Origin of the sequence: Leptospira broomii serovar Hurstbridge str. 5399, from assembly GCF_000243715.2 — a bacterium.
Lineage (GTDB): Bacteria > Spirochaetota > Leptospiria > Leptospirales > Leptospiraceae > Leptospira_B > Leptospira_B broomii.
In genome coordinates, this window is record NZ_AHMO02000002.1 from 20919 (window position 1) to 33311 (window position 12393).

The 12393-nt window shown below is 43.4% G+C and carries 8 protein-coding genes; 3 read left to right on the forward strand and 5 right to left on the reverse strand.

Annotation, left to right across the window (positions count from 1 at the left end):
- The first annotated feature begins 89 nt into the window (after positions 1–89).
- Together LEP1GSC050_RS00095 and LEP1GSC050_RS00100 are read left to right on the forward strand one after the other, a co-directional pair.
- Positions 90–1331 carry a Vgb family protein gene (locus LEP1GSC050_RS00095; protein ID WP_010570216.1) on the forward strand — a complete coding sequence of 414 codons (1242 nt, stop codon included), beginning with the start codon at positions 90–92 and terminating at the stop codon, positions 1329–1331.
- Positions 1332–1862: 531 nt separating this feature from the next.
- Entirely contained in the window at positions 1863–6035 is a 4173-nt protein-coding gene (locus tag LEP1GSC050_RS00100) for an adenylate/guanylate cyclase domain-containing protein (RefSeq protein WP_020986884.1), read from the forward strand.
- A gap of 304 nt (positions 6036–6339) precedes the next feature.
- Here the strand turns inward: LEP1GSC050_RS00100 and LEP1GSC050_RS20760 are convergent, their stop codons facing one another.
- The 4 genes from LEP1GSC050_RS20760 to LEP1GSC050_RS00115 form a co-directional block, all read right to left on the reverse strand.
- A complete protein-coding gene (locus tag LEP1GSC050_RS20760; protein WP_020986885.1) occupies positions 6340–6516 on the reverse strand; it encodes a hypothetical protein in 177 nt (58 codons plus the stop codon).
- The gene (locus LEP1GSC050_RS00105; protein ID WP_010570219.1) at positions 6513–7028 is read right to left on the reverse strand and encodes an SRPBCC domain-containing protein; all 516 of its coding nucleotides are present in this window, start codon (positions 7026–7028) and stop codon (positions 6513–6515) included. Before LEP1GSC050_RS00105 ends, LEP1GSC050_RS20760 begins: the two co-directional genes overlap by 4 nt.
- Positions 7025–7369: an ArsR/SmtB family transcription factor gene (locus LEP1GSC050_RS00110; protein ID WP_010570220.1), complete on the reverse strand. Its 345-nt coding sequence runs from the start codon at positions 7367–7369 to the stop codon at positions 7025–7027. The genes LEP1GSC050_RS00105 and LEP1GSC050_RS00110 overlap by 4 nt, the downstream gene beginning before the upstream one ends.
- 706 nt (positions 7370–8075) lie before the next feature.
- Entirely contained in the window at positions 8076–8909 is an 834-nt protein-coding gene (locus LEP1GSC050_RS00115) for an Lp29 family lipoprotein (RefSeq protein ID WP_010570221.1), read from the reverse strand.
- A 965-nt stretch (positions 8910–9874) separates the two neighbouring features.
- Here LEP1GSC050_RS00115 and LEP1GSC050_RS00130 point away from each other — a divergent pair.
- Positions 9875–11383, forward strand: a complete 1509-nt coding sequence (locus tag LEP1GSC050_RS00130; RefSeq protein ID WP_010570223.1) for a glycosyltransferase family protein — start codon at positions 9875–9877, stop codon at positions 11381–11383.
- Positions 11384–11475: 92 nt separating this feature from the next.
- On the opposite strand, the gene LEP1GSC050_RS00135 is transcribed toward LEP1GSC050_RS00130, so the two are convergent.
- Positions 11476–12219 (reverse strand): TIGR04388 family protein, encoded by a 744-nt coding sequence (locus LEP1GSC050_RS00135; RefSeq protein WP_010570224.1) that lies wholly within the window; start codon positions 12217–12219, stop codon positions 11476–11478.
- Between the last annotated feature and the right edge of the window lie 174 nt (positions 12220–12393).

Consider the following 12393-nt stretch of genomic DNA (forward strand, 5'->3'; position numbering starts at 1 on the left):
AGAATAAATTCGACCAGAATTATAATCCAAGGCGACTGATTGAATATTCTAAGACAGAATTATTGCTCTCCGGAGATTTCTTGAATTCAATGATCCATAAAAGCCGACGATTTATTATTAGGCGCCTTATTATTAGGCGCTTAACGATTCAATATTATTTAGTTTCATTGATTCTTTCTATTCTCTGCGGACCTTCTTGCAAGTCCGCCGCCTCGAATCCCTGCGACCGGTATAGCAAGGATTTCCTGGAGATCGCCTTATTAAAATCCGTAATCAGCGATCAAATCCCCGCCTGCGATTATATTTCTTTAGGTCAAACGGCTCCGGTTTATTTCTACGTAGCCAATTACAATTCGAATTCTATAACTTTCTTTAATGGAAACACAGGAAACTATCTTTTTGGGACGCTTACAAATTCAACATTTACGACCGGAGCAAATCCGGCGGCTATCGCAGTAAATCCGACGGGACAGATTGTATATGTGGCGAATTACGGAGCAGGTTCTGCAACCTACTTCAATGGAATCACTGGAGCGTATCTAAATGGAACTCTTGCAAATTCGACCTTTGCTACAGGAGCAAACACGCAGGGAATTGCATTCAAATCGAATACCAATTTGATTTACGTCACAAATAGCGGGTCTAATACGATAACCTATCTGAATGCGGCGACGGGGGCTTATTTGAACGGCAGTCTCGCAAGTGCAAGTTTTACGACAGCGTCCTATCCGTATTACGTTGCGGCAAACCCTTCCGCAAATCTGATTTATGAAACTAATAATAATGTGAGCACCGTGACCTACTTCGATGCCACAACCGGTGCGTATCTAAATGGAACTCTTGCCGCTTCAAGCTTTACGACGGGAGGAGGTGTATCCGGAGTAGCTGTGAATCCAACAGCGAATATTTTATACGTGGCGAATAACGGTGCCACGACGGTTACTTATTTCAACGCAACGACCGGCGCTTATCTAAACGGGACTCTCGCCAGTTCCAGTTTTACGACCGGGAATAGTCCTGTCGGAGTAGCCGTAAATCCGATCGCGAATATTTTGTACGTCACGAATTATTTCGGTAATACGGTGACTTATTTCAATGCAAGCACCGGCGCGTATGCCAACGGGACTCTTGCTAATTCCAGTTTCAGTACCGGTACGAATCCTAAAGGCGTCGCATTTAGTGCCGCAGTGAATGCGGTTTATGTGACCAATCAAGGATCGAACACAATTACCGTTTTTAACGCGACGACAGGCGCTTATTTTTACGGAACGTTCGCAAATTCAAGCTTCGCTACCGGGTCGGGCCCGTACGCAGTAGCGGTCAGTCAATAGATCCCGGCTTGCAGAGTATGATTTAATTGCGAAAATCGATTCAATTTCTGGATGACAATGATTAACGTTTCGACGCCCAGTAAACCTCCAAATTTAGGACTCACTCGAGCGAAAATCCTCGCATTCGATCGGTTAATAAAAATAAATTAATAATTAAAATAAAACACTCATGAACTATATTATTAAAATTGCTGATAGCTAAAGACCTTACGTTTCCCTTCGGTATATACGGTCATTGGAGAGGTCTTCCCGATTAGCGGATACTGCTCTCGGATTCAATCTCAGGACCGATACTCGAGGTAATTGTAAGTTTCATTGACCTCATAAATTTCTTTCTATTCCGATCCGTTAGGCTTATAGACATTCGATATCGAAGGTTTATGTCGGTTTAGAATCCGAAATTTTCGGAAAGATACCGCTTTCATCCAAAGCCTCTCCGTTTCTTTTACTCAACTGGCATTCCTATGAAGTCCTGAATTATAATCGAAGGCGACAATTTGAGTTTTTCGATTAGATTGTGTGGACACGTCCATGGAATCATATCCTGTCAAATTATGGTCGACTATATCGGAATATCCTTCTGCGGTCGAGTATTTCTGGTATCAATTCCCCTACTCTGTTCCGGGCTTCCTGACGTTTATAGTCGGCGTTGTTCTCTTTATAGTTGCGATTGGACGATTACGATATTCCGGAAATCGTAACCTTTTTCTAAGTTTTGCGATCAGCTGTCTTGCTTTTGGAACTTTAGGGTTGCTGCTTGGGCTACGTGCAATAATTCCGAATGAAAGTTTGTTAATTGCTCTCAATACAGATCTTTATCCGATCGTACTTTTATTCACTCCGATGAGCTGTCATCTAGTCGATGAGATTCTAGAAAAAAAATATAAAAGTGTTCGATGGGCGGCCTGGTTAAATTGGGCTGCAGCCGGACTAGCGCTAGTCGGAATCATAATGGACCGGGCGTTTACCGGAGAATTTATCCAGTATTCATTCGGGAAGTATCCGATATCCTCTGGATTTCTTAAGCCTTGGGGTATCGTCGGAGTGATATCCTATTTCGTCGTGGTTGTTCCGGCTTATTATGATTACCTTAAGGAGAATTCGCTCCAAGAAAAGTGGACTCTTGCAATCGGTCATAATCTTTTGATTATTCTATCAGCTTCAAATTTGCCTAGTTTGATCGGAATCCCCTTATTTCCGGGCGGCAACTTTTCGTTTATTCCTATGCTGATACTTGCGTACGGTGTTTTCCGGACCGACTTCTTAAATTTGAGCGCTCTCCTTTTTCAAAAAAGCGTTTTATTCTATTTCCTAAATGTTCTCATCGCATGCATCTTCTTTACGATTTCCGCCGTAGTAATTCGCCTTTTAACGCCGGCGGATCTGGCAATGTCCTCGGGAGCACCCTGGCTTTTTGTTCCGATTCTTTCTGCGCTTGCGGTTTTCGGCCTCGGAATCTTGGTCGGCGGAACAAATCCAGGGTCTCCTTTAAATCAGCTAGGCGCATTCTCACTGTTTATCTTTGGGGCGCAGCTGATTTCGAATATTGTGATCAATCTAACTTCCGAGCCGGTCGTTAGCTATCGTATAACGCAATTGTGTTATGCGATTTTTTGTCTCGCGCCGTGTATACAGATTCGTTTTGCCTTTGTGGCGCTCAAAAGATCTCCGCAACGATGGCTTTTTATCTTCGATCTCACCTCGATTTTGCTCAGTTTTTTGTCGTTTTCTCCCTGGCTTTTTGTAGGCTACTATGAATTTCCGTGGGGACGTATACTCGCATCAGGACCGGTGCTACAGATCTTCGGGGTCATTGCGTTTTTAGGTCTTGTAATGGTCGGACGAGAATGGAGAAGAGCGGGAGGCGGAAAAGGTGCAGGATCGATCGGTAATTTCGCGGTGCTATTCTTAGTGATAAGCGCAATCATGCTCTTCCTAAACCTTCCTGCTACGACCGGAATTCCGATTTATCCGCTCGGTAATCTAACTATTTTACCGACCGCGATACTCGCTTACGGAGTCTTGAAATACGGTGGAGATTCGAGGGAACAGCAAGCGCTACGGGTCGGACATAGAATTTCCCTTTTATCTCTCCTAATGATTCCGATCGTACTCTTTCTCGTATTCCCGTTGCTACCGGACAATAATGCACCGACCTTTGCAAGGACCCTATACATATTGTTGTTCGGATTGCCTATCCTATTACTCGGATATCAACTTACCTTTTTTTTAACTCGGCCGATCTCGACCGAATTGGATGCTACTTTTGAAAGCCTAGCGACCGAAAAAGAGATCGCGGAAGAAACGACGCGAGAAGTCGAGAATCTGAATGAATTTGCAAGATTATTAAATTCCACTCTGGACTTAGATAAGTTGTTTCGAGCGGCTTTTGATTTTATGGTTCGGCATACGAATATCGATACGATCTGGCTGATGCACGTCCAAAACGAGGACGGGATATTGGAAACATACGCTCGTGGTCTCGCGCCTCCGAGTATGCCGGAAGAGGATATCGTTTTTTTTAAACGACTGCGGGTGCCTTTGAATCGGAATAGCGGCACTCTCTACGAGACGTATATTAGGATGACTCCGTTTTACTTGGAGGAAATTCCCACAAAACGAACGGCAATAAATGTCTTAAACGGAGAGTCCTACAAGCTTTCAAAAGTCGATTTTCAGATCGCGATGCACGGGCGTTTGCAATCCCTTCTTCAAATACCGCTGATTCTAAATAACGAAGTAATTGGAATTCTCAACTTAACCGCATACGATCAAAAACTTTCACTCACGGAGAAAGAGATTTTACGTATTGTGAGAATTTGCGAGCAGATAACCGGAGCTTTATATAGTGCGCGTCTAATAGCGGAAACTCAGGAGGCCCATCGCGCCGCCGAGAAAGCGCGCCAGGAAACGGAGAGCCTAAACGAATTTACTCGGCAGATCAATGCGAGTAATGAGCTCAGCTTGGTAATCGACGAGATTTTCTCCTTCATCCAAAAAAACTTCGGAATTAACTCTTGCATCTTGTCGTTACTGGCAGAGAAAAGAAAAACGCTACGTTTTCAAAGGGCTTGGATTGACCCGAAAGAATGGACCGAATCTCAAAGGGAATATTTCGAGAATTTAGAAATTCCTCTCGATGAGACGGGCGGAACACTCTGGCGCACTTTTTGTAAGAAGCAACCGTTCTATTTGCCTCGAACGAACTTCAAAATTCCTCACCCTCTCGACAGACAAATTATTAATACTCTTGAACTAGCATCCTTACTCATTGTTCCGCTCGTAGTGCAGAACCGAACGATCGGAATTATTTGGTGTACATCCGGACATTCTCGAATGAATCTCTCGCGCGGAGATATAGATAGAGTACAGGCTTTCTGTGATCAGATTGCCGGAGCCATTCGGAACACTTATTTATTCGACCAAAAAGAAAGTGCCCGAAAAGATATCGAAGCCCTGAACGAATTTGCGAGAAGGATAAATGAAACGGGGGACCTCGACACGGTCCTGGATCTAGTATTCAAACATACGGAGGAGAACTATGGTATCAGAGACGGGGTGCTCTGGATGGTGGACTCGGAAAAAGGCATATTGTATCCTCGTCGCTTTTCTCCCGGAATCGAGAAACGTATCTCTCAGGAAAATTTAAATTGGGGAAAAAACTTGCGTATCTCCCTCGAGGACGAATGCGCACTAACGATCACCTACCGCAGACTCAGAACTCTATATGTCAGCGACGTAAATCGATGGGGTCGTTACGTCACCCAGATAGACCGGGAATTTCAAAATCATCTTGGAAACAGCGCTTTTTTACAGATCCCGTTGTTAATTCAAGGCAAAGCGGTCGCTATCATGGCGTTTACCGCCTTTGACGAATTATGGGATTTAACAAAAGATGAGATTGCAAGTATAGAACGATTCTGTACGCAGATCGCAGGAGCAATCCAAAACACGCATCTGTTCCAAGAAACGGAAGCGGCTCGGCAAAAAACCGACGCTCTATTGCTCAATATTCTTCCTGCCGACGTCGCCGGAGAATTAAAGGAAAAAGGAGAGGTTCGTCCCATTCTTTATGAATCAGCTACGATTCTATTTACCGACTTTAAAGGTTTTACGAGCATCGCGGAACTGATGTCGCCGGCGGATTTGATTCGAGAATTGGACGGTTGCTTCTCGCAATTCGATGAGATTGTACATCGATTCAATCTCGAAAAACTCAAGACCATCGGCGATTCCTATATGTGCGTGGGCGGGTTGCCGGCTAGGAATCAAACTCACGCGATAGATGCTTGCTTAGCCGCTCTAGAATTCCAAGCGTTTATGAATCAGATGCAATCGATTAAAAAAGAGTTAGGGTTGCCGTTTTGGGAAATGCGCCTTGGAATTCATTCGGGACCGGTGATTGCAGGAGTGATCGGTAAGAAAAAGTTTGCCTTTGATGTTTGGGGAGACGCTGTAAACACGGCTTCGCGGCTCGAATCGGCAGGCGAACCGGGTAAGATCAATATTTCTCAGAGCACTTATGAACTTATTAAAGATTTCTTCAAAACGGAGTATAGAGGAACGATACCCGTTAAGAATAAAGGGGAAGTCGCAATGTATTTTCTGTTAGGATTACGCGATGGACTAACGATCGATAATGACGGGCAGATTCCTAATAACGAATTTCAACGGAAATATCTGACTCTAAAGGAAGCTACTTAGAAATCGCAAAAATCTCTCTAAGGCAAATGAGATTTATTTCCGAATATTTCTCGATTCGAAAGCGAATCCGTCGACGGTCCTGGCTCTGACAATCATACATATCGGTTCGTCGAAATACCGCAACGAATCGTACCGCAAGCGCATCGACCGGAATAGGAATGAATCATATTTATTCTCCATCTGAAAGTTATAAAAAAATCAGATGCTCAATATCTCAATGTAATTAGATCACCGAAATTTGTATTAATAGAAGATTGCCGCCCGATTCCAAGAACGATTTGATTCTTCTTCAACATCGTTCGGCCTATCCCATGAAAGAACTAGGCGACGTGGAGGAAACCTTACCGATAATATCGATCGTCCATTTATCATCGATACGTTCATGCCTCCATTCCGAACCGGGCTTCAGTATTGAAACGTACTCGTGAGCGGGCTTGTCGTTCGTCGGATCAAACCTAGCTACATGCCTTAGATATTTCAAGCGATCTCCAACAATAGTTTATCGAGTTCTTGGCAACATACTGCCCAACCGTCGACCATGCCTGTTTCGAGTACCATCTTACGCACTTCGGCTGAAGAAAATTTACATACGTGTGTCATGAGCGTTCCATTACCTTCAATCGTGAAGGTACGCGACTCGACGGTAGCATTCGGATCTTCGAGAGCATTCGGATTGAAGGCCGACATGTCCACCGCGTAATTCTCGGTATTTGTTATCGTCTCAGGTACGATCACTTCCCGAAATGTTCCATAAACGCAAAATTTGTTTTTATTTGAGTCTACGTAGACAAATAGGTATTTGCCGCCAATCTTAAGATCGACCTCGCAAGTTTCAAGCCTTGAGCCTTCGGGGCCAATCAGCCACCGGCGCATTAACTCGGGCTTGGTATGGCAGTCGAATACCAATTTACGCGGTGCGGCGAAGTAGCGTGTGAGCACGGCTTCCGTTTCGCCTCGAAGTTCTATCTTCAATTCTTTTTGATCTGCTTTCATTTTTGTTGGTCTCCTATTGTTTGCATGGTCTTCAATTCCTCGAGTAGTCCATCGAGTGCTTGATAGCGCTTCTCCCACATCTGGCGGTATTTCTCAATCCAATCTGTGGCTTTTTTGAGCGGAGCAGTTTCAAGTCGTCGCGGACGCGCCTGCGCGCGGATCGTAGTTGAGACAAGGCCGGCCTGCTCCAAAACTTTGAGGTGGCGCGAGATGGCCGGCTGGCTCATTTTAAAGGGTTTAGCGAGCTCCATAACCGTTAATTCGCCTTTCGCGAGACGCATCAGTATCGCGCGGCGGGTGGAGTCTGCGAGGGCGGCAAAGGTAGAGTCGAGCTGTTGCATAGTTAATATGTTATATAAATATATGGCTATATATTGAAATACGTCAAGTCTTTTACCCCTTTTTCGACGGAGACGCAGCTATGATCCTCATGCAAGACTTCGAGATTCTCTAACACGAGCCCGGCAAAATGCAGCTCGGTTGCTCTAATAAAAACGCGTGCAAAAAAGTCGCGGACCCAAAGAGAAAGGGGTATCTGAGAAGATTAAGATCACGCAGGGGAAAATCGCAGGTACACGGTGACGGAAGACCTTAACTCATTTGCAGCCGGGCATTCCGGGAAGCAGCCGGATCTTTTTTTGCATGTACGATCGATAGTCATTTCAAACCTTAATCTCTTCGTTGAAAAGTAAAAGTATTCAGAAAAATTGAAGCCCAAGACTTGGATGGAAGCTAGAAAAAAGGTCGAGCGTCAATTCTTAGAAGCAATCAGCGATATCGAAAAGTTAGATCCTGCCTGGTCCGGAGCGCTGGTTTGAATCAATGAAGAATATTTTCTTCGACCGCCGAATAGCTGGAACATTGCTGAAGAAAAGGTTGGAAAGCAATTCGCGGAGATAAATGGGGCATGCCGCGACTCATCCACCGACTTTAACTCAACTAATCGTTTAAGTAAAAATAAAATCGACGAGCTAAGTCGAAACGTTCCTCACGGTCTTAAGACGCGTAAAATCTTATATAATTAAATTCATTCCAGATTAAAAACATCTACTCCGGATTCCAAGAATTCTCCAAAGTCTCCACATCCCTTTCCCAAACCGGAGCGTCATACGTAAACTTTTCGATTGCCCGACTCCGGGGACTGGGGAAAACCCACCAAGCGTCCATCGTCCAAAAAGAATTATCCGTAACTACCTCTTTTATCAGATTCAATTTTGCATCATAGATCCTAAAAGTAGAAACCGTTTTCATTTCTTGAATAGCAGGAAGGGTTCCTAGAGTGAATAGGCTAATCATACTCGTCGGAACCGTGAGTATCGCACCCAACAAAGTATAATATCTAAATCGAGGGTCAAAAATGCCGACAGCGTAGTAGTCCACGTTCCTTTTTCGTAATTGAAAGGAATTCGATTTAGGATCCCAGTCCAAAACTTCGCAAAGATCCGGGATCGCTCCCGCCTCAGACTTATTATAATAAAAATTTATGAATTCTTTAATCCGCTCTTGAGGCGCGTCCGTATCTAAACCGGATGCTGGGAAATTCCGAATAGGTTCTCCCCACGAAATTCCACCTAAGACTTGATCGAATTTAGGGACGACCATGACATGCTTTGAAACAACGTTCCGCCTACCTTTAAAATAAGCGGCGTTAAACTTTTTACCGTACTGATTCGCAAGTTCTATATTGCAAGTCGCGGTTAGCCAACCGTTTATCTTTTCTCCGACTAGTATCGAACGGTAAGGATGAAATCCCACAAGTGCGACTTTAGATTTTTGCCCTATCCGTTCCTTACGAACCGGAGCAGGACCTACGAAATTCATCGAAGTACAGGAAATCATTGCGAATAAGGAAACGACGAGAAGGATACGGCTTCGAATCATGGAAAATTTCTCCGATGAGTGACTCAGAAATGAGTAGATTTCCCTGCGATTCCCTCGATGTCCAATATTTTAAAAATCTCAAAACGGTAAAACGTTATACCGAGACTCGAAAAAATACCAAGCCGACATTTCCAATTCTAATAAAGATAAATCAAACCTTGAAAAGTTTAAAAAAACATAATAGTGAAATAAACTAAATTTAAAAGATTCTTTTTTTTTCACCGCGGAGCCCGCTGAACGGTTTTTCATCTTCAAAACCGAAATCCGCATTCTGTTTGATTCCTCAAAGAAGTTTTTCCTGGTCCTTACTAATTCCAACTCGATTCTATTCGATATAGTGATGCACGATTTGACTACAAAGCGGACATTCGCGCCAATATTTCAAATGAATCCGATCAAGGCTTTCTTTTCGATTTCGGAGGACCTCCGTCCGATATTCTATATTGCCAATCTTAAGCGCGCATTTAGGAGAAGGTGGAAAGATTGCCCTTGTTAGCGCCACTTGGCTTTTGCCTTTTTTCTTCATTTTGGGCAGCCCCCTTCACTTCGTTCCGGGTCACGCTGCTCCGGGCTTCGCGTTCGCTACGGTCTCAGCGGCTCTTTGCTTTTAATATTAACCGTTACCCGCAAACGCTGCGACTGCTTCGCACCCGACACATCGTTGCCGCGGGGGAGGACAGAAAATTCTAACTTTTATTCTTTAAAATCAATATCAAAATCTCTGAACCCTTCCACTTCAATCTTATTTATTACTTCCTAACGTTCACGAAACGACTACTTGATTCCTTTCAGTGTAAGTAGATGTTGCTTCATGAATCTTAGATTTTGTAAAGAACCCCGAAAAGGAATCGACAAAATAAGAAAAAATAAAAAAAGAGTTAGGTTAAAATTCTGAACGATTTACGAAAAATTACCGTAAAGAGTTATAAAACTTCCTAGAAAGAAAATTTACAAGACGCTATTACATGACAATCAAAACCTGGAATTTCAACTGGAAACGAATCCTAGAAAATAAAGAAGATTTTTGGAAGATTTCAATCTTCGTCTATTTTTTATTGATCCCTTTTTTTGTTCAATTGTTTATAACTTCATTTATCGACGATACGTATATCACCTTAACGTATGTCCGAAATCTTTCCGAGCATTTTGAATGGGGGATGTATCCCGGACTTCCTTCAAACTCGGCATCGTCCCCCCTGAATGTGATCTTATTATCGCTCATTAACGTACTCGTACGGGACCCAGAACTCTCAGTTTTCATCTTCACAGTCTTCATACATTACCTATTTTTCATCGTTTCTTACCAAATCGGTAAAATCTTAAATCTTTCCCGATTATTCGCATTTACGCTCAGTTTTATATTCTTATTTAATCCCTTAATCATCTCCACGATGGGACTCGAGAGCGCTCTTCTAATTCTTATTTTTTTTCTGAGCATTCTACTCTATCTAAAAGATTCGACGTATTGGTTCGGACTGGCTATCGGCTTCTTGTATTTAACCAGACCAGATGCAGTCCTACTCGCTTTCCCCTTTTGGTTAACAAGTAAAGGAATTAAAAGAAAGCTTCTTTCTCCGGTTTTAGCCTTAGTTGTCGTCCTTCCATGGCTTTTCTTTAGTTGGCAGCATTTTGGATCTTTTTTCCCCGATACACTTTTAATTAAAAAAATAGAAAAAACATGGGGAGGAGGATATGGATTCAAAAATGGATGGCTCCTTTATTTCAATTCATATACTAGAGAAAGCATTTTCTCCATTCTTCCTTTACTTCTTTTTGCGCCCGCATTCTTTTTTTTGAAAAAACCGTTTAATCCGATCCATAAATTAGGAATGCTTGTCCTCGCGTCCGGGGTTATTCATTATTTTGCATTCTCAACCCTAAAAGTACCGCCGTATCATTGGTATTATGCGCCATTCCTGATATGCTTAAATTCCAGTGTAACTATTTTATTTTTTGCAAATAACTTACGCAAAAAAATTCGAATCATTTGGATTTTCCTCATGCTCTTATTACAGCTAATCGGATTCGCCTGGACTGGTAAAGAGACCGGAGGCTTTTCGGAAATGCCAATTTACACAAATTGGTCAAGTAGAAATGGTTATAAACGTCTTGCAGAAGAAATTGATCGGAAGATAAAAACAAAGACGTATATTGGTTTGTTTGCTGAAATGGGAACCCTCGCATATTTTTCCAAAAATGGAATTTTCATTAATGAATTTTCGGACCGAACAGAGTTTATCAAGTTATATCGATTCCTAGAAATAAAAAATGACACGGTACATCCGATCGTTTCTCTTTTTATTAGAATAATGTTTTATAATATAAAAAGAATCCAGGACGAATACCCCATCATCAAGAAGCCTCCTTACATCATTTTGGCAAACCCTTCAGAAACCAAATCACTTGAGTTGATTGGCGAAACTTCTTCGAAGTGGGCACCAATCTTAAAGCTTTATATTAAAGAGAATCATTAGAGATTAAAACATCTTCAGCTACTACTTTAGTTTTTGCGAGGCTCAGGTCTTTCCAAAATCGATCCCTAAGAAGATGAGTCTGACAGTATTTTTTAGTTTGCTATATCTGCGCTTTCATCTGCTACTTTAGTTTTCGCGAGACTCAGCTGATCCGGGGTCACCGGCCAAGAACTCGGATCATAGGGTCTCTCATTCGAAGTACCGCTCGTCCGCTCCGTCTGCCTCATCTCAGGAATATACTGATCTCCCCCGGCCATCGCCTGGTTCTGGTTCACATCCGCATAAAAGTTATTGTTAAACGTAGCATTACCGAAACTACCAGGATCATTCAGATTCCCGGTCACCGACACCGCTGTCGCATTATAATCCGTCGCACTGATTGTCGTATCCCCATTCCCCGAGATCGTCACCGAACCTCCCAGTTGAGTCTCCTCTTCCGTTCTCTGATATGTCAAGCTCGGACCCTGGTGTTGCCCCACATTCACCATCACTCCGTTCGGATTTCCTCCCGTCATGTTGATGCTGCCACTGAACCCGCTTGCCGGATCATACTTTAAATTACCAGCTTTCGTGCCTATGTTAAACGAAGTAGTGCCGTGCTCTGAAAAATTGGTTCCCACGTTCAACGTCGATGGACCCACACTCACTCCGCCTCCGAATCCACCCTCGTCGCTATACGATACGTTTACATTCAACCCGTAGGGGTTCATATACGCGCTACCCACTCCGCTGATCGCTCCGGTCAGTGCTCCCTTCAGTCCTCCGTTCTCGTAACCCTGCGCTCCTTGCAAGATCGCTTTGGTTAACGCTACTTGGCTTTTGCCTTTTTTCTTCATTTTGGGCAGCCCCCTTCACTTCGTTCCGGGTCACGCTGCTCCGGGCTTCGCGTTCGCTACGGTCTCAGCGGCTCTTTGCTTTTAATATTAACCGTTACCCGCAAACGCTGCGACTGCTTCGCACCCGACACATCGTTGCCGCGGGGGGAGGACAGAAAATTTAGACTGAGATAT